Origin of the sequence: Nostoc sp. JL23 (genome assembly GCF_017115065.1) — a bacterium.
GTDB classification, from domain to species: Bacteria; Cyanobacteriota; Cyanobacteriia; order Cyanobacteriales; family Nostocaceae; genus Nostoc; species Nostoc punctiforme_A.
Window position 1 is genome coordinate 183,873 of sequence record NZ_JABXKN010000143.1, and the last position, 22,612, is coordinate 206,484.

Below are 22,612 nucleotides of genomic sequence, written 5' to 3' on the forward strand. Positions count from 1 at the left end.
TTAATGTTTTACTATAATCAAATATCTATAGTTATTTATCTGTGAATGGATGAATAACCTGAAGTAATATATTCACCTGGCTGGATAGACTAGAAAGTGTTGCAGCTATACCTTCGTAGATATAACTCTCGTGAACGCCTTTATAATTATTTGGTTGATCAGGATAGGTTTAAATACATATCTAATGCAGATGCACAACCTAAAAAAAATACGTATTTTATTATAAAAATTTAATATTTTGGGCTATTAAATCGTTCTATATTAACTAATTTAATCTTTTCCCAACAAAAACCCATGAACCTATACCTATTTTATTTTCTAAGAATTACTATTGAAACAAACAATTGAAAATCGGTGTGTGTCACATGGCAACTAAAAAGCAATTCAACAGCTTTGAAGAGATGCTGTCTGCTTCTGATGTACCTGTATTAGTAGATTTTTATGCTGACTGGTGTGGCCCCTGTCAAATGATGGTGCCAATTTTAGAGCAAGTCAATGCCCAACTAAAGGATCGCTTAAGGATTGTCAAAATCGACACAGAAAAATACACAGATTTGGCTACTGAGTATAAAATTGCTTCTCTCCCAACCTTAGTACTGTTTAAGCAGGGTAAGCCTGTGGAGCGGATAGAGGGAGTGATGCAAGCACCGCAGTTGGTGCAATATCTACAAACAAAGATTTAAGCTAACACTTAGAATTTTGATTTTAGTTCTTAGAGGCGCGAAATATCGCGTCTCTTTCAATAGAGCTAATTTCAAAGTCCCTTTCCCAAGCTTGGAAGAGGGATCTAGGGTGAGGGCTTTTGATTCATAAAACCTTAAGTAAATGTTAAGCATATTTACTTATATATCTAGAGAAAGTAGTTTAGAAATTAAGAAGACTATATTGTATAGATATAACAAAATCTATTGACAAGTAAAACAATATATGAATCATAAGCATCAAAGACCTGATAAAGCCTATATTTGGGTAAATATTGATTTTGATAAGGTTAAACATAGAATAGATGCGGTGACTTGCCAGATTGAGCGAGTTATACAAAAGCACCAACTTTCAAATCAAACTGGTAAATCAGGCAAAAGAAATAATTAGGTTATCTGTATCCCCCAATTTCTTGGGGGATTTTGACTCCCTACTCCCAATCTCTTAAAAGGTAAAAGTAGTCCGAAGTACACCTACTGTTGTAGTGTCATTGTTGCTGTTACCTTCTGGATTAAAGAGAACAAACGCACCAGGGGTAATGCTGATATTATCGGTAACTTGAAGGCGGTAATAGGCTTCTAAATGGTAAGGAGTCACCCGATTGTCGCCTGTGGGGGTAAGTTGAGCAGAACCACCAGTATCAGTACGGAAAAGCGGCTGACCAAAAAGAATCCCGGCAGTGTTACCTGGCTTGAATAAATCTCTGAAGTGAACTCCCGCCATCCAACTTGTAAAGGTGGTGGAAGCATTCACGCTATTTGAAGCAGCATCAACAAATAGTGCTGCACCGTAGCCAGATAAGGCTATCTTGGGAGACAATCGCCATGTTAGCGTACCCCCAACAGAGTTGAGTGTGACCGGTGTTCCAACTGCAACCCCTGCTAAAGCACCGATATCACCACTAATTAATCCTGTACCCAAAATATTGATTTCATGATAACTGTGGGCATAGTTTAAACCAATATCCAGAGCGGGACTTGGCTTGAAGGTTAACTGTGTGGCGATAACACTACTACCACTAAATAAACCTGCTCCCAAAGGTGTAGTAGAAACTCCTGGTACTGCCTCAGTAGCAGATTTTTGGGTTAAATTGGCATTTGGATTGCCATATAAAGCTCTTAAATCCAAATTTGGCGAAATATTAAAAATAAATCCCGCCGCCGATGCTAAACCAGTACCCGAAGTCCCACCAGAAATCCGTACCACAGGATTCAAGCCGGCAAAACGAGAAATTGACTCTTGTCCTTCACCATAAAAAGGCGTAATTGCTGGGAAAGCATCTGATGTTTCCGCCGCAGTTCCCGCAAACAAGGTTAATTTATTAGCAACGGGAAAGATATACAGCAATTTGTAAAGCTGAACACTGTTTGCGCCAACACTCGACAAAGTATTGACATTTAACCCCGGAAATTGCGGCTCAAAACTGGTACGAGCGCTACTTGCACTTAAAAGCGGCGAAGCTAATCCTAAACTTTGTTGTAAGCTACCTTGTCCATCGGCTCCACCCAAAAAGTTATAAGCTTGTAATCCAGTAATTAATGAATCTTTACCAGTAAAGCTAGTGGTGAGATTTAATCGCACTCTATTGACTAGGATGATGTTCGGGTCACTGTCATTAGGAGCGCCACCGCTAGCACCAACACCAGCAATAATTACCTCTCCATTAAGTTTAGTTGTAGTAGAAAACTGATTTGCTTCTAGTTCTGCTGTGCGAGCTTCTACAGCATCTACTCGACCTCGCAATGTTGCCAATTCCGCCGCAAATTGTTCTTGTAGTTTCTGCAACGTGGCTAAATCTTCTTTCTTGACCAAATCACCAGTTGCAGTCGCAATCAGTTCGTTGATTCGGTCTAAACAAGCATTTAAGCCAGCAGCAAATTCATAGCGAGTCATCGCCCGATTACCACGATAGGTTTGATTGGGATAACCTGCGATACAACCATAGCGCTCAACTAAAGATTGGAGTGCCTGAAAAGCCCAATCATTCGGTTGTACATCAGACAATTGGGATACGGATGTTACTTGTGCAAGTTTGTCTGAGGATAGAGATGAACTTGCAGATTTTGCTGTAATTGGCTGCCAAAAGTTAACAGCAGAATCTACTCCTAAATCTTGATTTTTTTGCTGTTGATTGATTGAGGATAATTTTTTTTGACTATCATTAGCTATCAGCAATTGACTGGAGATATTATTTGCTAAATTGCTTTGATGAGAATCATTTTTTTGATATCTGCCATTATCTTCATTAACAGCTACGTTTTTATCTGCAATTTCTAAACTAGGAAGGGCTTGCACAGGTGATAACCCGGCAATTAAACATAAAAACCCCATCCCACTAGCAGAAGCTAGTAGATATTTTGCCATCATAACTCCCAACACCGATAAGATAGTGGAAAAATTAATTGCGATTTTAAAATTGATTGATAAGTAAATTTAAAGTAAATTTAGCAAGAAAGTCTTGTTAACTTTAAATTTTGGATATCAGAATTTTTTCTGAATTGACTTACCAGAACATCAGCTTATATCGCAAGTATTAAATTATAGTAAATACTATTTTTGGAAAGAATTAACAAAAAAATATATTGATAGTTTTTATAGTTACGATAGCAAAGAGTGAATGGTTTTTGAACAGTAAGCTCTGTAGGATGCCTGATTCATAAGACTTCCAAATTTTCTCTGTTCAAATCTAAAATTGGATTGCTATATTGACAAAATAATAATTAAATAAGTCTGATTTTGTGATAAAGAATATAGGTATTGAGCCGAAATCTTTGGCTCAATACCTACCAAAGAATAATTTATTCAAAAAAATTAAGAGACTGCGATCGCTCATCGATTTGGGTGTAGGTAAGATCAGGAGGAAAACGGTGGAAAGAACTTTCAAGAATTTAATCCCACCAATAGGTAACAATGGCCGCATCACAATCCTGGTGAACATCTTCACCCCATAGCCCCCCTTCCAATCTAGTTCTCAGCCGACGCTTAAGCCGCAAACCGTAGTCTTCATTCGAGCCATCACTTACCTCTACTGAATCAGCTCGCCATTTTTTGCCCAAGTCTAAAAGCTCAGACACTTTTATGTCTTGGTTCTCTGTAAGGATGTATAACGTATCGGCAGGATAAGCAATGAAATGGATGATGCTGGTTTCAGGCATGGGACGATAGTTTGCCATTGCAAGTAGGGTATCGACCATACCACCAAAGCTTAAACCGTTTTCATCTGGTGCAAAGATTGGTTTTGTGAACAGAAAGCTTGACCATAAATTTCTGTGGTTGGAAAGGTCAGTAATTACCTCTTCCCCATCAAACTCATTGAACCGACGCTGCCAAACCAAAGCAGCGAAGAGTTCTTGGGGAGAATATGATTTCGCAATCAATTGGATTTTGCCTAAATCAAGCATCATATTGACGGTAAGTAATATTTTTAACAAAACATTTGTAACTACCCTTGCAGTTTATTTACCCAGTGCCTGCTATTCTTATAGTTACTTCGGTCTGTCATAGCAGATAGATTATCCTCAATAATGTTTTATTTGTGAGCGCTCATATACCATCGTGGTAATATGGGTGCTTTTACTTTATCGCTCATGGCAACAACTGTGCGGTTTAATTTTGAGGCGATGTCTGGTGTTTGGTACACTATGCTGAAATTGAAACTTTAACTTGACCAAAACGGCGATCGCGATTTTGGTAGCTCAACAAAGCCTGATAAAATGCTTCTCTATTAAAATCTGGCCAAAGAATATCCGTAAAATACATCTCTGTATAGGCCATTTGCCATAAGAGAAAATTGCTCAATCGCATCTCACCGCTGGTACGAATCAGCAAATCGGGTTCTGGAGTATCTGCTGTGTAGAGGTATTGTTCTACAAGACCTTCATTCACTTGTTCCGCGCTGAGTTCGCCTTGTTCCACGAGTTGAGCTACTTGACGACAAACTCTGGTAATTTCGTTGCGGCTACCATAATTGACTGCAACAGTAAAGTGGATTGCTTGATTGTTCAACGTCTCCGCCATTGAACGTTCCATTTCCATCTGTAGAGACTTGGGTAAAGCCGATAAATCTCCAATAAAGGAGATTCGTACACCTTCTTGATGCATTTGAGCCAACTCGCGGTGTAGTAATCGCTCAAACAAATGCATCAGAAAATCCACTTCTTCAATGGGACGCTGCCAATTTTCTGTTGAGAAAGCATAGGCTGTCAATGCTTTGACTCCCCAATCTTTGCAGCAACGCAATAGTTCTTTGAGCGTACTTGCTCCTTGGCGATGTCCAGCAATGCGCGGTAATCCTCGACTGGTTGCCCATCGGCCGTTACCATCCATGATAACGGCAATATGTTGGGGGATTTTTTGAGGGTTTAAATCTGTGGGTAATTTTGATTTGTTATTGGTCATTTGTCATTTGTCCTTCGTTTTTACTGATGAGTAGTTTCAAATAAATCTTGTAGATAGTCTGGTGTGAGGCTATTGTTCCAACTCCACAAACGACGCATTGTATAGGTGAAGGTGAAGAGGAGAGTTGCTTTGTTGGTTAATGACCAAGCATTCCAGTTGAGGGTACCCATCATGCGGCGGAGAGTACGCATGAGGTTGTTACGCTGATAGTTTTGCGATCGCGTTTTGATTAGCGTGCGTCCAATTCGCATCAATCCAGTATCAGGGAAAGCCCAGACTCCAAACCCCCAGAATTTGGTCATGTGATTGATTTCATCCTGTGCTAATTCCTCTAGAACATCCTGGAGTGCGCCAGTAGTATGAGCCATCAACCAAATATAAAGACAGGTAGCACCGTATTCTGTGGCAATGCGATGTAAGCCGTGGCGATATAAGTCTTCGTAAGCGTCATCTGTGGGAAGATAGCTTCTAACAGTCCGAAGTTTTGGGGTAATTTTCTCGCCTGTTAATTGGGTGTAGACTTTGATTAATGCAGGTGTGTGCTGACGTTCTTCCTTTTCCCACAAACCAAGTTCCAGCAGTTCGCCATCTTCACGGACAGTTCCACCAACAAACCGAGCCATTTGAGGATGCAATTTTTCCAAATACTGGCGACTGGTTTGGGTATAGCCGCGAATGGGGGCTTCTGTATGCATCGCACCTATCAATATAGATAAAAATACCTCTGCGTCTAAGCCGATAATTTGATTGCGGTTAATTGTTTGCCAGTCGATGAGTTTCCAAGGACGGGGTTGGGGATTGGCAAACTGTATCGGTAAATCTTGTAAGCGATCGTGTAGTTTTTCGACTGCAATATATCTGTCTATGAGTGAACGAATGCGGCGCTGTGTTTGTAAATAATGAGGGCTAGGATAGCTTTTACCTGCTAAGTCTTCTGTGATTGGGCTGAGGGTGTTAAGCATATTTTTATACTTAAGTTTTTATCTCTATGCCCAATAGCCTAAGCGATCGCACTTGCTTTTGTCAGTCGGCTGAAGTCGGCAGTTTTATGTGATAGGTTGCAAAAGTCGGGGAAAAAGTTGGTTATAGAAAATTTGGGTTTCAAACCTCACCCTTCTAATACCAATTTAATGTGAAGCTGCATAGAAAAGAGCTTCGAGAATAAAGTTATAAGAAGAGATAGATATTACCTGCTCAAGTGTAAGTTGATCAAACTTAGGTAATGAAACAGCCCTGCTTACCAAGGGGGAGTTAGAGGGGGTCAGAAGGACTTGTGTATACACTGTAGCTCCGACTACGAGAGGGACAGGCTTGCACTTTCGTTCAAAGCAGGGAAAGGTGCATCAAACTCACGTTAAACTACAATAGGTAGTAACCTCAGAGAGAGTTTCATGAGTAATTTAGTTATAAAAGTTGCTGAATTACCTAAAGATTTTCCGGCAATTAAAGCAATTAGAAAATCAGTTTTTCAAGAAGAACAAGGGGTAGATCCCACTTTAGAATTTGATGGCAAAGATGAAATATCCGATCATCTAATTGCCTATTTAAATGTGGAAGTTGTGGGTACTGCCAGAATCAGATATTTAGATGATAAAACTGCCAAAATAGAAAGGTTAGCTGTTTTATCGACAGTTAGAGGGCAAGGTATTGGTAAGAAAATTATGGAAAATGCCCTACAGGTGATAGCTAACCAAAATATTCCAGAAGTAGTGATTCATGCTCAAGAATATGTAAAAGATTTATACAAAAAACTCGATTTTGTAGAGGAAGGAGAAATATTTGAAGAAGCCAATATTCTCCATGTGAAAATGAGAAAAAGATTTTCACAGTTAAAGTAAAAATATTGTCTATGTATATTTTTTCATAAAAATGTATTTTTATGAGCAATTAACTAAAATATTTCATTAGGATTGACTCTAGCTGGACTATCCGAACTGGCTTTACAAGGTAGTCATTAACACTACCTGGCATCATGGCAATTTCCTCCTCTAAAGGTTCGCTAAAGGTCATCATTACAATCGGCAAATGTTGGCGATAAGGCGCTTTTCTAAGGATATTCAGCAAATTCCAGATATGAACATCCTTTACTAACTGGGAATCAAAAAAAACTAAATCTGGTTGGAAGCTTTGTACCTGTTTCAAAAAATCGTTACCATTATCTATCCACTTAACTTTGTAGCCAATTGTGTGGAGATAATCTTGCAACACTGTTGCTATGTTTTCATCTTCTTCTACAAGCAAAATAGTTTGATTTGTGGGGATGTTTGAAGAAGATGAGGACGAGGTAAAATTTGCTTCCTCTTCTGTCTCGTCTATCTCATTTGTCTCATCTTCCTCATTTCCCGAATGCTCTGGATTTGGTAGAAACAGAGTGAACTGACTGCCCTTTCCTACAGTTGATGTAAAGGTCACATCTCCACCATGTAAACGCGCTAATTTCCGCGTCAAGGCTAAACCCAAACCAGTGCCTTCATACTGCCGATTTAATCGACTGTCAAGCTGCTTAAACGGTTCAAATAGAAATTGAAACTGACTTGAGTCTATACCAATGCCAGTATCTGAAACTGTAAACGTTATCCCTTGTGGCACTTTTTTGACTACCAGCGATACTTCACCTGCTGGGGTAAATTTAATGGCATTGGTGAGCAAGTTGAGTAGCATTTGCTTGATGCGCCGCTCATCAGCAATACAAATATCAGCTTCTCGGTCAATTTCATGTGTGAGTTGCAATCCCTTTTCTGAGGCGCGATCGCGCACTGTCCAGATGGCATAATTACATATATCTGCCACTGACAAAGATGATAGTAACAGTTCCTCTTTACCAGCTTCTACCTTAGATAAGTCAAGGATATCGTTAATTACTGCCAGCAGATGTTCACCACTACTATATATAGAACTTACATATTCGTTCTGTTTTTCATTGAGAGAGCCAACTATTTCTTGTTGCAGTAACTGTGACAAACCCATAATCGCATTGAGAGGTGTCCGCAACTCATGGCTCATGGTTGCTAAAAATTCACTTTTTGCTCGACTGGCAGCTTCTGCTGCTTCTTGAGAGGCGCGTAGTTTCAACTCTGTTTGCTTACGTTCAGTAATATCCTCAATCATCGCTAGAAAAAACTCAGGTTCACCATTGCTGCCTGGTATAACAGAAACAGAGATATGAGTCCAAACTAAGCTACCACTTTGATGCTGGCAGCGTCTTTCTATCTCAATACGATGTCTTTCAACAAGCTGTTTCTGATGGGTGGAGGGTTGTAAAACATCCCTCGAAGTTCTCTTTAAGTCTGTTCTAATTCCTGACATTAGTCGTTTGTAAAGTTTTAAATCCTCCCTTTCTATGGAAATGTAATCTGTAAAGCGCTTGCTGTATAACTCTTCTCGGCTATATCCTAAAATCTCGCACAGTGCCAGATTAGTATCGACTATCTGCCCTTTCATATCTATCAGGCCAATGCCGATAGAGGAACGCTCAAAAATCGCCCGAAATTGCGCCTCACTCTGTCGCAGTGCTTCCTGTACGACGTTTCGCTCGTTCGCTTCTATAGCCAGCGTTATAAAATCTGCAATTGAGCCAGCAAAACTCTCTTCTTCTAAAGTCCATTGGCGACCTTCGCCTATGTGTTCGTGACACACTACGCCTACCAAATGACCCTCTAGCCAAATTGGTGCATCTAGTATAGATGTGATGCCCAAAACTGAAAGATAAGACTGTGATAATTCTTGGGTTCTGGGATCGTTTCTGGCATCATCTGCGGCAATAGTACGCTCCTCTTCTAAAGCTTGGAAATAAGCAGGAAAATTTGTTTTTAAAAGCGAGTTACCAAAAGTATGCTCCTTAGTTCTGACATCATACAAATTAACGCATTCAATTTTTGAACGTTCTTCATTATATAACCATACTCCCACTCGCTCTACTAACAGCGTCTGAGCAGCGGTTTCTGTGATTTCCCTCAACACGGCATTGAGATTACCTTGCTGAAATGTCTTGCTTCTTGCTAGTTGCACCAGCGTCTGGCTTTGTTTTCGCCGACTATTTTCTCTGATTCGTAAAGCCTCTTGGGCCTGGTTGTGGTCTGTAATATTTCTAGCTGACACCACCTGCATTAGTTGCCCTCAAGAAGAAATAATTTGGACTTGCAATTCTACGGAAAAAGTAGAACTATCTTTGTATAACTACAATTACTTGATCTGGTTTTTCATAACCGGAAAGTATAATTTTTCTAATTAAATTTTATAATTCTGGCTAATTAGTTATAAGCTAGATTTTGCTGATTAATTCTGTTACTTCATACTATTAATTTTTGCCAGGGGATAATTAGCATTTGAAGTAATTTCACTATTAAGTAATTCTACTATCAAGTAGTATAAGTAGTATAGTATTTTTAATTTGAAACTGGGGAGTGGTAAAGATTCTTCTCAATACCCAATCCCCAGTAGAATTTCTTGCTGAGTACTGACTAGCAAAATACTCTTGATTCTCCTAGAGAAAGATACCTAATGGCTCAAATTCTGCCAAACTTAAGGTAATGGCAGCTTTTACGGAGGTGGAGCGATGACAGATAGTGATGTAAGAATTGTTTCCCTGATCCCCGGTGGAACAGAGATTTTAGCGGCACTAGGGTTGGTTAATGCTATTGTGGGGCGATCGCACGAATGCGATTACCCTCCAGAAATCCTCAATCGCCCCATTTGTACCCAAGCACGTTTAAACAGTGATGCCTCCAGCAGCCAAATTCACGACGAAGTGAACAATTTATTGCAATCTGCTCTTAGTATTTATGAAATCAAAACAGATGTTTTAGAGCAATTGCAGCCTACTCATATTCTCACTCAAGACCAGTGCGATGTTTGTGCTGTTAGCTTACACGATGTTGAAAAGGCAGTTGCTACACTGATTGACAGTAAACCTCAGATTATTTCTTTACAACCCAATATTCTCCCGGATGTTTGGGCTGACATTGAGCGAGTCGGCAATATCTTTGGTGTAGACTCGGTAAAAGTCTTAGAAAATTTAGAAGCTCGCGTCAAAATCTGTCAGCAAAAAATCCAAGGACTTTCTTTAGATGAACTGCCTACCGTCGCCTGTATCGAGTGGACTGATCCTTTGATGGTCGCCGCTAATTGGATTCCTGAATTAGTTAACTTAGCAGGAGGACAGTCTCTATTTTGCGCTACAGGTCAGCCTTCTCCGATCTTGCCGTGGGAAACACTAGTAACAACTAATCCTGATGTAATTGTTTTTATGCCTTGTGGCTTTGATTTAAATCGTACTCGCAAAGAAGCCAATTTATTAACTCAACGTCCAGAGTGGGAAAAACTACACGCTACCGCAGCTGGTAGAGTCTACATTACTGATGGCAATTCTTACTTCAATCGTCCAGGGCCGCGACTGGTAGATTCTCTAGAAATTTTGGCTGAAATTTTGCATCCAGAAATTTTTCAATACGGCTACAAAGGAACTGCCTGGGAACTTTTGTAAATGATAATTTAGAACTTAGGAGTCAGAATTCAGTATTAATTCGAGTCCGGTGGTTACTGAGCTTGCGATGCCCTGAGCTTGTTAAAGGGTCGAATTAACTAAGTGATACTGGTTAAAAACTTTAATAGCCGACGAAGGATAATTCTGATTTCTGGATTCTGAATTCTGAATTCTTCTCTAAGGTGTTTGCTCAGAATCTGCCGATGGTTCATTGTTAAATAACAGCAGGCGTGCAGCAAGAATGGCAAATCCTACAGCCGCGATCGCTTTTAACACACGTGTAGGTAACAATTCCGCTACTGCACCCCCTGCTAACGATCCCAACAGGCTTGTTAACAGCAATGCGCCTGCTGCACCAAAAAATACTGCACGTGGAGAATTAGAACGCCCTGAAAGTGCGATCGCCGCTAGCTGACTTTTGTCACCCAATTCTGATAAAAAAACCGTAATAAAGCTCAGTCCTAAAAGATGCCAATCCATATAATTAAGGGGCAGTGGGGAATTTTTCTAATGACTAATGACTAATGACTATTAAATACATCCCAAAATAGCATTAGGGAAATTACCAACAACATTACGCCGGCTGATTTTTCTACAGTTTTTGGGCTGAGTCGGTTGGCTATCCAACTACCTAAAAGTACACCTAATAAGCTGGTGGTTATTAGGGCCGCCGCAGATCCGATAAATACCACCCACGGCGAATGAGATTGTGCGCTCATTAACAGAGTGGATAGCTGAGTTTTATCTCCAATTTCTGCTAGAAAAATGGTTACAAAAGTCGTACCAAAAACTACTAGCACTGATTGCTGCTTTTGAGGACTATCGGCAATTACAGGCTGAACTGACGGAACGATCGCGGGAGCTAAGTTAATATCATTGCTATCTTTCAGTTCTAGCTCGATCTCAGTGTGAGATATGCCAGAAATCTCCAAAGGTACAGAGTCAAGTTTCACAAGCAGTAGTTTTGGTTGCTAGAGTCTTTTCATATTTCTATCATTTTCTCAGATTTTTGTCATAAATTGCAACCTCACACAAAAAAAGGAGGGTTGGGTGTCAAAGGCCAACAGCTTTGTCAAAGCGTAATATTTCTAAACTGCGATCGCCATAAACTCCTTCTATTTGCTGGCGACAGCAGTCAATAGCAAAATCGTTGACTTCTTCTGGTTCAACCCCATACATATCTTGAAACACTTCTGATTCCACACGGCAGAAGCGAGGGCGATTGGAGTAGATGCGACATTCTCGCGTGGTATGGTCGAAATTAACGCACCATCCCCCTTCGCCTACCATGCTGAGGTAGAGTTCTAGTTCTGGTGGTGAGAGATACTCTTCTAAGTCTGGACGCTCTGCTGGGTCGAGATTACAGCAGGCTCCACATTGCTTTACACATTGCCAAGTTGACATTTTGGATTGGGGGAGTAGGGAGTGGGGAATAGGGAATAGGGAGAATAGACAATGCCCAATGCCCCTATTTTACGTTTTTATGTCTTTTCTTATAATTTTGTTAAGTAAATTAAATCTTACAGGCCATAGCCAGATATGATCGATTGCGGGTTTTGTAATTAAGTTATTGAATTTTTTAAGACAATTGAGAGGAGAAGAAGAAAAATGTTTGATGCTTTATCTGGATTGTTTAACGCTTTTACCAGTATCAATTGGGAAGTTATTTTCCAATTGCTGTCCGTGGCGCTAATTGTGATTGCTGGCCCAGCAGTAATCTTTGTGCTGGCATTTCGCAACGGCAACCTTTAACAGTGCTGAGTGCTGAGTGTTGAGTAGAAGAAAATTTTGGAATTTAAAACTCATAACTCAGCACTCAATACTGATAACGCATGAAGGGCAGCTTGGATAATATTGTCATACTGTGGTTGAGAGAGATCGACTTCTTTGGCGTTTTGACGATTAGTACCCAGCAAACCAATTATATGTCCTGGCTGCATGGCTAAGACTTTGCCTTCAGAATTTTTAATTCTTAATTCTGCTTCAATACCGTTTTTATAGAAACCACAAGTATATTGTCGCTGGTTGTACTCAAAGGTGGTGCTTGACTGGATAGGTGAAGAAGCAAAAAATTGTTGAAGCTTAATTGGCAACCTGACACCGATTAACTCTAGTTCGATACTAGTGTTACCGTTAAAGTAATTTTCTCGCAGTTTGTAAGCAACATCTACTCGCGGTGGTAAACGGAAATAGTCGCCCCAACGCCAAGCGATCGCTTTGATTTTATACTCCTGATTATCGACAGTTTGGGCGATTGTGAGTTTAATATGACCCTTCCCAACAATTTTTTGCTCAACCACTTGGACATTAGGTGTCCAGAAAACTGGATCGGGGTTGTCCATACCGCAGGGATGTAGAGCATTAAGCTGTTGATAAAGCTGCTGATTTAGATGATTGAGGTTGACTTCAGCATCAATTTTGAGCAGAGGCTTGAGATGTTGGGGTTCAAGACACTGGTTAGCAAACTCAATCAAACGCGATCGCAACACCTGTAAATTCTCTGCTGGTAGAGAGAATCCCCCGGCTGCTTTGTGTCCACCAAATTTGCCTAGTAAATCGTGACAATATTCCAAAGCTTCAAACACATGAAACTCTGGAATTGAGCGTGCTGAACCGCGTATATGTTCCTCATCTTCATAAGTCCCGATAAACACGGGAACACCGTAACGTTCCACCAAGCGGGAGGCGACGATGCCAATAACGCCGTGATGCCAATTAGGTTGAACAACAATTAATACACGATCTCGTTGTAGAGATGTAACAAATTCTGCTTCTACATAAGCGATCGCTTCTTGTTCAATTTGCTGACACATTTCCTGGCGAGAAGCGTTGATTTGTTCGCACTGCATTGCTCTTTCCAGCGCTACTCCCATATCATCTGTAGTCAGCAATTCAATCACAGTCTGGGGATTACCAATCCTACCGATAGCATTAATTCGCGGCCCCAGACGAAACCCGATATCTTCAGGCTTGAGGGATTTTGGATTTTGGATTGGAGATTTTCTCCCCTGCTCCCCTGCTCCCCTGCTCCCCTGCTCCCCTGCTCCTTCATCTCTCGCCTGTACTCCACCTACCTGAATCAACGCCTGTATTCCAGGTAAGTGGGATTTGGGTAAATGTTGTAAACCACGTTTTACCCAACGGCGATTTACACCAGTTAAGGGGGCTAAATCTGCGATCGTTCCCAGCGTAAACAGTGCTAGCATTGGCTGAATCAAGCCCTTAGTCTGGCCTAGTTGTTGTGCTAGAGACACTGCCAAAATGTAGGCAACACCAACACCAGCAACACCCCGATAAGGTGAAGATTCAGCTATTAGTTTGGGGTTGAGGATAGCGTTAGCTGGCGGTAATTTTTGGGGTATATCATGATGATCGGTGATAATCACTGCAAGACCAAGTTCTCTAGCTCTCGCAACTGGTTCAAATGCAGAGATACCATTATCTACAGTGAGAATTAATCCCACACCTTCGCGGTGAAATTCTTCAACTATGCGTTTATTAATACCATAGCCTTCGTGCATCCGGCTGGGGATAGCATAATCTACTTGTGCGCCTAAAGTGCGGAGACTACGCAAAAGTAGAGCAGTGCTAGTCATCCCATCAGCATCATAATCACCACAAATAGCAATTTTTGTTTGAGAAGCGATCGCATTTTCCAACAACTCTAAACTAATCGCCAAATCTGGGAAATCTTCCAAAGGCGAAGGCAAAACTAAAGACTCTGGATCTAAAAAGGCTTGTACCTGTTCTGGTGTTTCCATACCCCGATTAATCAACAACTGGCTGACAATCGGTGAAATATTTGTCAAAACCGCCAGATTTTGGGCAAATTCTGGTTTTTGTGGATAAATTTGCCAACGTTGATCGGGTAAGCGTCGGCGAGGCTTTGATAGTTCAGATACAGGTCGGTCTAGCACAATAAAAGTTAGGAGTTTTCAGTTATGAGTGTTGAATTGAAAGTTGTTTCTTAACTCATAACTAATAACATTATTTGCTATCTAAAACACGTTTATCCTACCATCATCCGTAATATACAAAGAGCGATCGCCTGGAGAGCGCCAAGTTGGACGGAGTTCTAGCCGCAATGTGCCAAAGTTAAGTTTAGAGACAATTGCTTGTAGTGATAAACCTTTTTCGCTCCAAAATATCAAAGATGTATTTGGCTCAGTACCCTCTATTTGTTCTAAATTTAATTTCTGCCCTGGACTCAAGGATATTGCATCAGTCCCAGAGGGTTTTTGAATTTTTATTAGATTAGGTGTGCTATTTATAATTTCAACTCGGATGTGTTGCCCAGGTGTAAACTGAATTGGGTGCGACCCACACTTAGAGGCACAAGTTCGAGCTAAGGTAGCACTGGGATTATTGATTGATGCAACTAGAATGGTAGCTGCAACTAAAGCAAATGACAGAGGCTTAAACATAATACACAGTATAAGTACTAAACTGAAATATTACTTCAATTTAGTACTATTAAGCCTCAGCATATTTTCCAGAATTAAGCTAATGCAAAGTCACCATTCTTCGATAAGCGATTTAATCGTGATTTAGCCAGTCGTCGAGTTGTTGTTGAGTCACTACTGGATGCGATCACTTCGTTATGCTAGTTGGACTGGTGTAAGCCATAATCAAGACAGAATTAGGAATCAGGAACACAGAAGTGAATCATGCACATCCTATCCCTTCATTATCCCGATGACTTACTTATTACCTCCGGTAAATCACCCCAAGCCTTAGAAGCAGAACTCACATTTTTGCTCGCAGTCAAACTATTTGAGCTACGCAGACTATCGCTTGGTAAAGCCGCCGCCTTTTGCAGCATGAACAAACCGCAGTTCATGTACGAACTAGGACGTTTGCAAATCCCTGTTATCAACTTAGATGATGACCAAATCGCCGACGAATTGCGCGATGATTAACTCTGTCATCGTTGCCGATAGCAGCCCCCTCATTTCCTTGGCAATTATCGCGCAACTGGAAATTTTACCCCAATTTTATCAGCGAATATTACTTCTCACAGCCGTATGGGATGAAGTAACAATCCAAGGTGTAGGTTTACCTGGTGCACAAGCCGTCAGTCAGTTAACTTGGTTGGAAATTCAAGCCCCTGAAGCCCTGATATTAGAACCATTATCAATCCTAGTTGATCGTGGAGAAGCTGAAGCTATAGCCTTGGCTCAATCCACTCCAGATAGTACAGTACTTTTGGATGATGCTCAAGCACGAAGGGTTGCAGAACGCTTAGGAATTCGCCGGATAGGTACTCTTGGCATTTTGCGTAAGGCGAAAAAAGTAGGCTTGATTGTTGAGCTTAAAGTATATATTGAGCAGTTACGCACCAATGGAATTTATATCCGACCTAGCCTTATTGATGCAGTGCTACGGGATGTCGGAGAAATAGACTAATCGCGGGTTGAGATAAAACTCAAACAAAATTTTTTGAGCGTTATGCAGCATAGGGTGACTCTTCTACGCATTATAGATTGAGTCTGTAGTGCCGCTATTTTAGTGAGTCTGGTATCACAAAACAAAACCCTGTACAAAGTTTTACCTTATTGTACAAGGTTATCTATTATCCTAAATACTTAGGACAAACTCTTTAACCGAAGCGTCCACTGATATAATCCTCAGCTTCTTTGGTTTGAGGAGAACTAAACATTTGCACTGTCGGATTAAACTCAACTAATTTTCCGCGACGTTTGCCATGCTCGTCAATTTCTGTATTGAAGAAAGCCGTGAAATCTGCGACTCTTGAAGCTTGTTGCATATTGTGTGTCACCATAATAATGGTGTATTGCTCCTTGAGTTCTAAGCAGAGTTCTTCTACTTGGCGGCTAGAAATTGGGTCGAGAGCAGAACATGGTTCATCCATTAATAATACATCTGGCTTCATGGCGATCGCACGCGCAATGCAAAGCCGTTGTTGTTGTCCGCCAGATAATGCAGTACCCTTCTCTTTGAGTTTGTCTTTCACTTCATCCCAGATAGCAGCGCGTCTGAGAGAATCTTCCACCAATTCATCGATGTTACCTTTATAACCATTAGCACGGGGGCCAAAGGAAATATTTTCGTAGATTGACTTCGGGAAAGGATTCGGTCTTTGAAAAACCATTCCGACTTGGCGGCGCAATTTTACAGAATTTATCTTAGGATCGTAAATGTTGCGATCGCGATAATTCAGTCTACCCTCAACCTTAGCACCAGGAATTAAATCATTCATACGGTTGAAGCAACGCAGTAATGTACTTTTACCGCATCCTGAAGGCCCAATAAAAGCAATAATTTGTTTATCAGGAATCTTTAGATAAACATCTAAAAGTGCTAGGAATCCTCCATAGAAGACCTTCACACCTTCAACATTGAAGACGCTATTACCTTGTTCAATTGTGGCACTATCTGATTTACTTCTACTATTGCTATAAGTCATGTGGCTGTTCTCCAAATAATCTGTGAATGTATCCAATTAGATATTTAATTATCTAACGTATTGAGAAGCGTTGCCGGATATAAATTGCAACACCATTTAAAGCTAAAATCAAGAGCAACAAAGCAATAATTGTCGCTGCTGCTGCACCAGCAAAACCCGGTTCAGGACGAGTGATGTAACTGTAAATTTGAATGGGTAATGCCATAAATCTCTGGAACAAACCGGGGTCAAAAGTGAGAAAACCCACAGCACCGACAACAATTAGAGATGCTGCATCACCAATGGCACGAGATACAGAGATAATCACCCCTGTCAAAATACCGGGAATAGCATAAGGTATGACATGACTGCTGATAGTTCGCCATTTGGTAACACCTAATCCATAAGAAGCATTTCTCAGAGAATCTGGGACGGCGCGAATTGCTTCTCTAGATGTGACAATAATTACTGGCAAAGACAACAAAGATAAAGTCAATGCACCAGAAATCAAAGCGGGGCCAAACCCAAGTAAATAATTGAAAACTCCTAAACCCAGCAATCCATAAACAATAGAAGGTACACCTGCCAGATTACTGATATTAATCTCAATAATCGCTGTCCACCAAGCTTTAGGTGCATACTCTTCTAGATATAAAGCTGCTCCGACACCAATAGGAACAGTAACAAAAATCACAACAGTTCCCAAAAGTACGCTACTGATAATTGCAGGACGAATGCCACCTTGGTCAGCAAAACGAGAAGGAGTTTCGGTGAGAAAGCCGGGTGACAAAAATCTACCTAATCCGTCTTTCAAAATATCAAAAAGTAGCAATGCTAGGATAAATAAACCAATCAGCAATCCTAACAAAAAAATTACTTCAAATACTTTCCCTAATGTCTCCCTACTGTCAACATTATCGGTAAATTCTACCGTAGAATCTAGAGAACTATTTGGTTGATAACTTGTAGCCATACTTAATTAATCGTATTTTTCTTTAAAGCGATTTGCAATCCAGTAACTAACAATATTCAAAACTAGGGTGATTAGAAACAGAACAGCACCTACAGCATATAAGGTTTTGAAATTTAGACTACCACGCGGACTATCTCCTCCAGAAATTTGTGCCATGTAAGCTGTCATTGTTTCTATTGATTCCGCAAAATTAACAGTCAGCTTTGGCTGTAATCCAGCGGCAATGAGAACAGTCATTGTTTCACCCACAGCGCGAGAAATACCCAATATAATTGAGGCGATGATTCCAGAAAGCGCGGCTGGTAGAACTACTTTAAAAATTGTTTCCAGTTTAGTGATACCTAAAGCATAAGAGCCTTCTCGTAAAGAGCGGGGAACTGCTTTAATAGCATCTAAGCTGATAGAACCAACAGTAGGAGTAATCATTACTCCCATCATTAAACCTGCACTCAAGGCGTTGAATATTTCCAGAGGGATAAAATTTCGTAGCAAAGGTGTGACAAACAATAGCGCAAAGTAACCATATACTACTGTTGGTATTCCCGCTAAAAGTTCCACTGCTGGACGTAAAACTGCTGCTACTTTTGGTTGAGCATACTCACTTAAATAAATAGCAGAAGATAACCCCAAAGGAATAGCAACTGCCATCGCAATACCTGTCGTTAAGAAAGTGCCATTAATCAACGGCCAAACGCCAAAATGTCTATCTGCAAATAAAGGCGTCCATTTCGTATCAAGAAAGAATTGAGCAAAGGAAACTTCTTGGAAAAAACCAAATGTCTCTTGAAAGATAATTACGACAATTCCAAAAGTAGTTAAAACCGAAACTAAAGCACAAGCGAATAAAATTACCCCAACAATCTTTTCAGAGATATCTTCAGATGGATTTTTATCCAATGATTGTCTGGAAAGTAGATAAGGATCGTTTTGAGAATTGAGATTTTGCATAAACAATTATTTTTTAACTACATTCAGACTACAATGACTGGAACTTTATTTAAATAAAGTTTGTGATTGGTTCACCTGGTTTTGCTTTTTTGAATTTTGTCCCTGTTTCACCAGTAGCAAATTTTTGTTTGACCTTGACATAAGCTTCATCAGGTAGTGCCACATAACCAACACTATCTACCCACTTCCAAGAATTTTCTAGATAAAAATCTACAAATTCTTTAACTGCTGGCTTGGTATCTAAGGATTTTTTACTGACATAGAGAAATAGAGGACGAGACAAAGGTGTGTAGATATTTTTGATGACATTATCTACAGGAACTGGCTTTTCACACTTTCCCGTAGGACTTTCTACAGCAACTAAATTGAGTTTATCTTGGTTTTGAATGTAGTAAGATATCCCAACATAACCCAAGGCTGATACATCACCTGAAACACCTTGTACTAGGAGATTTTGATTGTGACTAGGGGTGTAATCTGTACGGCCATTCTTGGCTTTGCCAGTTACAGCTTGAGTCATATAATCAAAGGTTCCAGTATCAGAAGCTGGAGCATACAGCTTCAGTTTTTCGTTAGGGAATTTGGGATTAACTTGATTCCAAGTCAAGATTTTACCGTCTGATTTTGCACCCCAAATTTTGCCCAGTTCCTTAATAGTTAGACATTTGGCGAAGTTATTTTTACGGTTAGCAATTACAGCGATACCATCTAAAGCTACAGGTAACTCGACAAATTCAATATTCTTACTTTTACATTTTTTGATTTCTTCATCTCGAATGGTACGAGAAGCACCAGCTATATCAATATCGCCATTACAAAATTTACTGAAACCACCTCCAGTACCACTTGAGGCAACACTAACTTTAGCTTCAGATTTGCTTCTGCTATATTCTTCTGCAACTGCTAAAGAAACAGGAAAACCTACAGCAGCACCATCAATACTTACTTGACTTTTCAATTCTTGTCCGCTGTTACAAGCAGTAATACTGCTGGCAAGAAGCATTAAAGATGTTAAGAAAAAGCTATTTTGAAATCGGTTACAAAAGCTCATAAATTATCCATTGAGATAAAGTGGCTGATAATTACTTATGCTTGGCTAGCTGCAAAATGTAGAGAATGCAGCATGATATCTCTTTTATCATGCTTTGTTCGCAGCTTGAATTTTGTCAAATATTGCCCCATTTCCAAAAAACTTGCTCTGAATAATATCCCAACCACCTAAATCTTGAGATGTGAATAAAGTTTTAATTGGCGGATATTGTGATGCTACTTCTTGGGTAACGCTAGGGTTAACAGGACGATATTGTAATTTGGCAAATTCCCGTTGAGCTTCTGTGGAGTAAAGAAAATCAACAAATGCTTGTGCAACTTCTCTTGTACTGTGTTTATCGACGTTTTTATCAACTATCGCTACAGGATTGTCAATGGAAATATTTACTTGGGGGACAACATAAGGTAGCTTAGTCCCATTTTTCCCCGCCAAAATCACCTCATTTTCGTAGTTGATTAAGACATCTCCCTCACCTTTTTGGAAGAATAAATCGCTAGCCTCACGGGCATCTTTCGTTAGAGTCGGGGTATTCTTATAAACTTTGGTGACATAATCTAGCGCTGTTGCTTCATCACCACCTGTTAGAGTTACCGAACCCCAAAAAGCCAAAAATTCCCAGATAGCAATACCAGAAGTTTTTGGGTTAGCGGCAATCACTTTCACGCCATCTTTTGCCAAGTCAGCCCAAGTCTGGATGCCTTTCGGGTTGCCTTCGCGAGTAACGATCGCAGCAACCGATCTACTCACAATACCACTTCTCGGTGCTTTAGTTTCCCAACCTGATTTAATCAAACCTGCTTGCTGAATTTTGCTAACATCGAGGGGAAGTGCCAAGTGTACTATGTCTGCTTCTTGCGAACCGTCAATCACAGCAGCCGCTTGAGCGACAGAACCGCCATAACTTTGCTCAAATGTGACATTTTGGTTGTGTTCCTGCTTCCACTTTTCGATAAATTTGGGAATTATCTGGTCATGAGCGGCTTTGGTGACAGAGAATGAAACGAGTTTTAAATTAACATCATTTTTGCTAGCTGAACTGCTTCCCGAACAGGAGGCAACTGCTATACTCAAAAAAATACTTATTAAAAACAGACTCACAAAGCTTTGTACACTGCGTCCATTCAACCAACTTTTAATTGCGTGTTGATACCGGAGTTGTAGACTCTGCAAAGCTTTTATGACATAAGCCTGTATCCCTTCACTTAGAAATTTACTTAATTGTGTTGGTTGTTGCGACTTGCTCATTGGAATCACCCCTAAATCTACGGTATTTCTACATGGATACCGTGATTATGAAAATTATAGGGTATATAGAATAATATTTATCATCTGGATTATTTTTTTTTACTTAGTGAGCAATTTTGCGATCAAAAAGTAGCAAAGAAATCTGATTTACCAAGGCATTTCAAAAAACGGGTTTTTCTGATGGCAAGCGCAACAATCCAGATGCATACATAATATTTGCTAAAAAATATGTCATTAGTAATACAAAACAGTAGTGAAAACTCGACTTTTTTTAGCCGTCAAGCTGTTTGTAAAACAAAGTAGCCGCACTACAGTAATTTTAATATCATATTTAGCGATCGCGCTTATTACGAGTATTAAAAGTTTTAGCTTGCGTATGACAACCAGGAAGATTTGGGACAGAAGCAAGAAAGTAGCCATCTGCATCTCGTTCGATGATTACATTAAATTCTCGCTTCATCATGAACTTCCCTAAATTTATAGATGGTATATTCTCTCATTATTGAAAGAGCGATCGCGCATCCTGTGAGAATATATAATCAGGCGATCGCTTACTTGTAGAAATACTCATATAGCCTTTTTGCTACTCTAACCAATTCTCTAATAGCAAATTAGGTATATTTTCAAAATCTTTGATATTGTTCGTAACCAAAATATCATTACGAGAACGGACAACAGCAGCAATTAGTGCATCTACTTCTCCTGTTGGTCTACCAATTTGCCTCAATTCACTTTGGATTTTACCAAATTCTCTGGCAGCATCTATATCAAATGGCTCAATGGGTAATAGTTCAGTTAGTTGTGCTAATGTTTCTAAATTTTTCTCAACTTGTTTAGAACAGTAAACACCTTTGTAAAGTTCTGAAACTACTATTGTAGATAGATAGCATTGAGTGAAATAGCGATTAAATATAGCTACTGCTTTGGGATTACCGTTAAGCAATGAAATGCAAATGTTAGTATCTAGAAGATACATTAGTCTTTCTTCTATTTATCTATTGAGTCTATCACCCTTCCTTCATAAATGTGACGCTGCTGGTCTATTTCAGCAAAGATATCTATTAACTCTGCTTGGTCTTGCCAAACTCCAAATAATTTATTCAATTTTGCTAGCCTTTCTTCCTCTGTTAAGTCTGGTTTTTCTACAACAGGTTCAGTAGAAGCAAGTTCTAGATTAACGATTATTTCTGCCCCATCAGGAATACTGTGAATTTGCTCTAATAATTCAATAGTTTGACCTCGTTTGATTCCTCTAATTTTCATTGTATGCTTACTCCTGTAATCACTACTATTTAAATATCAGACATTTTTCATTACTTAATGGTAAATGATGTAGCGTAGACGCGTATCGCCTGGTGTCGCACATCGCCCCTTTTATAAGAATATATAATTAAGCAATAAAAAAAA

The 22,612-nt window shown here is 39.9% G+C and carries 25 protein-coding genes; 7 read left to right on the top strand and 18 right to left on the bottom strand.

Translation table 11 applies throughout. From position 1 onward, the window contains the following. The first annotated feature begins 365 nt into the window (after nucleotides 1–365). Together trxA and HWQ42_RS30970 are read left to right on the top strand one after the other, a co-directional pair. A complete protein-coding gene (gene trxA, locus HWQ42_RS30965; RefSeq protein WP_292818787.1) occupies nucleotides 366–683 on the top strand; it encodes a thioredoxin in 318 nt (105 codons plus the stop codon). Nucleotides 684–927: 244 nt separating this feature from the next. Then, a complete protein-coding gene (locus HWQ42_RS30970; RefSeq protein WP_292818790.1) occupies nucleotides 928–1,092 on the top strand; it encodes a hypothetical protein in 165 nt (54 codons plus the stop codon). 54 nt (nucleotides 1,093–1,146) lie between these two features. Here the strand turns inward: HWQ42_RS30970 and HWQ42_RS30975 are convergent, their stop codons facing one another. The 4 genes from HWQ42_RS30975 to HWQ42_RS30990 all read right to left on the bottom strand — a co-directional run bounded on the left by HWQ42_RS30975 (nucleotide 1,147) and on the right by HWQ42_RS30990 (nucleotide 6,062). Further along, complete coding sequence (locus HWQ42_RS30975; protein WP_292818867.1) at nucleotides 1,147–3,066, bottom strand: iron uptake porin; 1,920 nt, start codon at nucleotides 3,064–3,066, stop codon at nucleotides 1,147–1,149. 524 nt (nucleotides 3,067–3,590) lie between these two features. Next, complete coding sequence (locus tag HWQ42_RS30980; protein ID WP_292818793.1) at nucleotides 3,591–4,079, bottom strand: hypothetical protein; 489 nt, start codon at nucleotides 4,077–4,079, stop codon at nucleotides 3,591–3,593. A gap of 262 nt (nucleotides 4,080–4,341) precedes the next feature. After that, the gene (locus HWQ42_RS30985; RefSeq protein WP_292818796.1) at nucleotides 4,342–5,100 is read right to left on the bottom strand and encodes an isoprenyl transferase; all 759 of its coding nucleotides are present in this window, start codon (nucleotides 5,098–5,100) and stop codon (nucleotides 4,342–4,344) included. A gap of 20 nt (nucleotides 5,101–5,120) precedes the next feature. Continuing rightward, nucleotides 5,121–6,062: a ferritin-like domain-containing protein gene (locus HWQ42_RS30990; RefSeq protein WP_292818799.1), complete on the bottom strand. Its 942-nt coding sequence runs from the start codon at nucleotides 6,060–6,062 to the stop codon at nucleotides 5,121–5,123. 429 nt (nucleotides 6,063–6,491) lie between these two features. Between HWQ42_RS30990 and HWQ42_RS30995 the strand changes: the two genes are divergently transcribed. Further along, nucleotides 6,492–6,938, top strand: a complete 447-nt coding sequence (locus HWQ42_RS30995; RefSeq protein WP_292818802.1) for a GNAT family N-acetyltransferase — start codon at nucleotides 6,492–6,494, stop codon at nucleotides 6,936–6,938. Nucleotides 6,939–6,987: 49 nt separating this feature from the next. Here the strand turns inward: HWQ42_RS30995 and HWQ42_RS31000 are convergent, their stop codons facing one another. Next, a complete protein-coding gene (locus HWQ42_RS31000; RefSeq protein ID WP_292818808.1) occupies nucleotides 6,988–9,207 on the bottom strand; it encodes an ATP-binding protein in 2,220 nt (739 codons plus the stop codon). Between the two features lie 448 nt (nucleotides 9,208–9,655). Here HWQ42_RS31000 and HWQ42_RS31005 point away from each other — a divergent pair, with 448 nt between their 5' ends. Next, complete coding sequence (locus HWQ42_RS31005; protein ID WP_292737763.1) at nucleotides 9,656–10,582, top strand: cobalamin-binding protein; 927 nt, start codon at nucleotides 9,656–9,658, stop codon at nucleotides 10,580–10,582. A 177-nt stretch (nucleotides 10,583–10,759) separates the two neighbouring features. On the opposite strand, the gene HWQ42_RS31010 is transcribed toward HWQ42_RS31005, so the two are convergent. From HWQ42_RS31010 to HWQ42_RS31020, 3 genes are all read right to left on the bottom strand, one after another. After that, the gene (locus tag HWQ42_RS31010; protein WP_099100177.1) at nucleotides 10,760–11,062 is read right to left on the bottom strand and encodes a TMEM165/GDT1 family protein; all 303 of its coding nucleotides are present in this window, start codon (nucleotides 11,060–11,062) and stop codon (nucleotides 10,760–10,762) included. Between the two features lie 41 nt (nucleotides 11,063–11,103). Further along, a complete protein-coding gene (locus HWQ42_RS31015; protein WP_292818809.1) occupies nucleotides 11,104–11,535 on the bottom strand; it encodes a TMEM165/GDT1 family protein in 432 nt (143 codons plus the stop codon). A 100-nt stretch (nucleotides 11,536–11,635) separates the two neighbouring features. After that, a complete protein-coding gene (locus tag HWQ42_RS31020) occupies nucleotides 11,636–11,986 on the bottom strand; it encodes a YkgJ family cysteine cluster protein (protein ID WP_292728780.1) in 351 nt (116 codons plus the stop codon). A gap of 204 nt (nucleotides 11,987–12,190) precedes the next feature. On the opposite strand from HWQ42_RS31020, the gene HWQ42_RS31025 reads away from it, so the two are divergent. Further along, the gene (locus HWQ42_RS31025; RefSeq protein WP_190240852.1) at nucleotides 12,191–12,334 is read left to right on the top strand and encodes a photosystem II reaction center protein Ycf12; all 144 of its coding nucleotides are present in this window, start codon (nucleotides 12,191–12,193) and stop codon (nucleotides 12,332–12,334) included. A 50-nt stretch (nucleotides 12,335–12,384) separates the two neighbouring features. Here the strand turns inward: HWQ42_RS31025 and HWQ42_RS31030 are convergent, their stop codons facing one another. Further along, nucleotides 12,385–14,499, bottom strand: a complete 2,115-nt coding sequence (locus HWQ42_RS31030; protein ID WP_292818811.1) for a DHH family phosphoesterase — start codon at nucleotides 14,497–14,499, stop codon at nucleotides 12,385–12,387. An 81-nt stretch (nucleotides 14,500–14,580) separates the two neighbouring features. Further along, nucleotides 14,581–15,006 carry a hypothetical protein gene (locus tag HWQ42_RS31035; RefSeq protein WP_292818813.1) on the bottom strand — a complete coding sequence of 142 codons (426 nt, stop codon included), beginning with the start codon at nucleotides 15,004–15,006 and terminating at the stop codon, nucleotides 14,581–14,583. A gap of 243 nt (nucleotides 15,007–15,249) precedes the next feature. Here HWQ42_RS31035 and HWQ42_RS31040 point away from each other — a divergent pair, with 243 nt between their 5' ends. Then, nucleotides 15,250–15,501 (top strand): UPF0175 family protein, encoded by a 252-nt coding sequence (locus tag HWQ42_RS31040; RefSeq protein ID WP_073645131.1) that lies wholly within the window; start codon nucleotides 15,250–15,252, stop codon nucleotides 15,499–15,501. Then, entirely contained in the window at nucleotides 15,494–15,988 is a 495-nt protein-coding gene (locus tag HWQ42_RS31045; RefSeq protein ID WP_292818815.1) for a DUF3368 domain-containing protein, read from the top strand. Before HWQ42_RS31040 ends, HWQ42_RS31045 begins: the two co-directional genes overlap by 8 nt. Before the next feature lie 193 nt (nucleotides 15,989–16,181). Here HWQ42_RS31045 and pstB read toward each other — a convergent pair whose 3' ends face one another. The 8 genes from pstB to HWQ42_RS31085 all read right to left on the bottom strand — a co-directional run bounded on the left by pstB (nucleotide 16,182) and on the right by HWQ42_RS31085 (nucleotide 22,468). Beyond that, nucleotides 16,182–17,009: a phosphate ABC transporter ATP-binding protein PstB gene (gene pstB, locus HWQ42_RS31050; protein WP_292818817.1), complete on the bottom strand. Its 828-nt coding sequence runs from the start codon at nucleotides 17,007–17,009 to the stop codon at nucleotides 16,182–16,184. Nucleotides 17,010–17,061: 52 nt separating this feature from the next. Continuing rightward, nucleotides 17,062–17,961, bottom strand: a complete 900-nt coding sequence (pstA, locus tag HWQ42_RS31055) for a phosphate ABC transporter permease PstA (protein ID WP_292818819.1) — start codon at nucleotides 17,959–17,961, stop codon at nucleotides 17,062–17,064. 6 nt (nucleotides 17,962–17,967) lie between these two features. After that, the gene (gene pstC / locus HWQ42_RS31060) at nucleotides 17,968–18,909 is read right to left on the bottom strand and encodes a phosphate ABC transporter permease subunit PstC (RefSeq protein ID WP_292818823.1); all 942 of its coding nucleotides are present in this window, start codon (nucleotides 18,907–18,909) and stop codon (nucleotides 17,968–17,970) included. A 49-nt stretch (nucleotides 18,910–18,958) separates the two neighbouring features. Beyond that, nucleotides 18,959–19,960 (bottom strand): PstS family phosphate ABC transporter substrate-binding protein, encoded by a 1,002-nt coding sequence (locus tag HWQ42_RS31065; protein ID WP_292818825.1) that lies wholly within the window; start codon nucleotides 19,958–19,960, stop codon nucleotides 18,959–18,961. A gap of 87 nt (nucleotides 19,961–20,047) precedes the next feature. Further along, entirely contained in the window at nucleotides 20,048–21,205 is a 1,158-nt protein-coding gene (locus tag HWQ42_RS31070; RefSeq protein WP_292818828.1) for a sulfate ABC transporter substrate-binding protein, read from the bottom strand. Between the two features lie 331 nt (nucleotides 21,206–21,536). Next, on the bottom strand, nucleotides 21,537–21,668 hold the full coding sequence (locus tag HWQ42_RS31075) for a type II toxin-antitoxin system HicB family antitoxin (RefSeq protein ID WP_292818831.1): 132 nt from the start codon (nucleotides 21,666–21,668) through the stop codon (nucleotides 21,537–21,539). A gap of 120 nt (nucleotides 21,669–21,788) precedes the next feature. Next, entirely contained in the window at nucleotides 21,789–22,181 is a 393-nt protein-coding gene (locus HWQ42_RS31080) for a type II toxin-antitoxin system VapC family toxin (protein ID WP_292818834.1), read from the bottom strand. 11 nt (nucleotides 22,182–22,192) lie between these two features. Beyond that, a complete protein-coding gene (locus tag HWQ42_RS31085; protein WP_292818837.1) occupies nucleotides 22,193–22,468 on the bottom strand; it encodes a hypothetical protein in 276 nt (91 codons plus the stop codon). Nucleotides 22,469–22,612 lie beyond the last annotated feature (144 nt).

Coding starts and splice junctions, on each gene's coding strand:
- trxA (WP_292818787.1), top strand. CDS start 366: ATGGCAACTAAAAAGCAATTCAACAGCTTTGAAGAGATGCTGTCTGCT.
- HWQ42_RS30970 (WP_292818790.1), top strand. CDS start 928: ATGAATCATAAGCATCAAAGACCTGATAAAGCCTATATTTGGGTAAAT.
- HWQ42_RS30975 (WP_292818867.1), bottom strand. CDS start 3,066: ATGGCAAAATATCTACTAGCTTCTGCTAGTGGGATGGGGTTTTTATGT.
- HWQ42_RS30985 (WP_292818796.1), bottom strand. CDS start 5,100: ATGACCAATAACAAATCAAAATTACCCACAGATTTAAACCCTCAAAAA.
- HWQ42_RS30990 (WP_292818799.1), bottom strand. CDS start 6,062: ATGCTTAACACCCTCAGCCCAATCACAGAAGACTTAGCAGGTAAAAGC.
- HWQ42_RS30995 (WP_292818802.1), top strand. CDS start 6,492: ATGAGTAATTTAGTTATAAAAGTTGCTGAATTACCTAAAGATTTTCCG.
- HWQ42_RS31000 (WP_292818808.1), bottom strand. CDS start 9,207: ATGCAGGTGGTGTCAGCTAGAAATATTACAGACCACAACCAGGCCCAA.
- HWQ42_RS31005 (WP_292737763.1), top strand. CDS start 9,656: ATGACAGATAGTGATGTAAGAATTGTTTCCCTGATCCCCGGTGGAACA.
- HWQ42_RS31010 (WP_099100177.1), bottom strand. CDS start 11,062: ATGGATTGGCATCTTTTAGGACTGAGCTTTATTACGGTTTTTTTATCA.
- HWQ42_RS31020 (WP_292728780.1), bottom strand. CDS start 11,986: ATGTCAACTTGGCAATGTGTAAAGCAATGTGGAGCCTGCTGTAATCTC.
- HWQ42_RS31025 (WP_190240852.1), top strand. CDS start 12,191: ATGTTTGATGCTTTATCTGGATTGTTTAACGCTTTTACCAGTATCAAT.
- HWQ42_RS31035 (WP_292818813.1), bottom strand. CDS start 15,006: ATGTTTAAGCCTCTGTCATTTGCTTTAGTTGCAGCTACCATTCTAGTT.
- HWQ42_RS31040 (WP_073645131.1), top strand. CDS start 15,250: ATGCACATCCTATCCCTTCATTATCCCGATGACTTACTTATTACCTCC.
- HWQ42_RS31045 (WP_292818815.1), top strand. CDS start 15,494: ATGATTAACTCTGTCATCGTTGCCGATAGCAGCCCCCTCATTTCCTTG.
- pstB (WP_292818817.1), bottom strand. CDS start 17,009: ATGACTTATAGCAATAGTAGAAGTAAATCAGATAGTGCCACAATTGAA.
- pstA (WP_292818819.1), bottom strand. CDS start 17,961: ATGGCTACAAGTTATCAACCAAATAGTTCTCTAGATTCTACGGTAGAA.
- pstC (WP_292818823.1), bottom strand. CDS start 18,909: ATGCAAAATCTCAATTCTCAAAACGATCCTTATCTACTTTCCAGACAA.
- HWQ42_RS31065 (WP_292818825.1), bottom strand. CDS start 19,960: ATGAGCTTTTGTAACCGATTTCAAAATAGCTTTTTCTTAACATCTTTA.
- HWQ42_RS31070 (WP_292818828.1), bottom strand. CDS start 21,205: ATGAGCAAGTCGCAACAACCAACACAATTAAGTAAATTTCTAAGTGAA.
- HWQ42_RS31075 (WP_292818831.1), bottom strand. CDS start 21,668: ATGATGAAGCGAGAATTTAATGTAATCATCGAACGAGATGCAGATGGC.
- HWQ42_RS31080 (WP_292818834.1), bottom strand. CDS start 22,181: ATGTATCTTCTAGATACTAACATTTGCATTTCATTGCTTAACGGTAAT.
- HWQ42_RS31085 (WP_292818837.1), bottom strand. CDS start 22,468: ATGAAAATTAGAGGAATCAAACGAGGTCAAACTATTGAATTATTAGAG.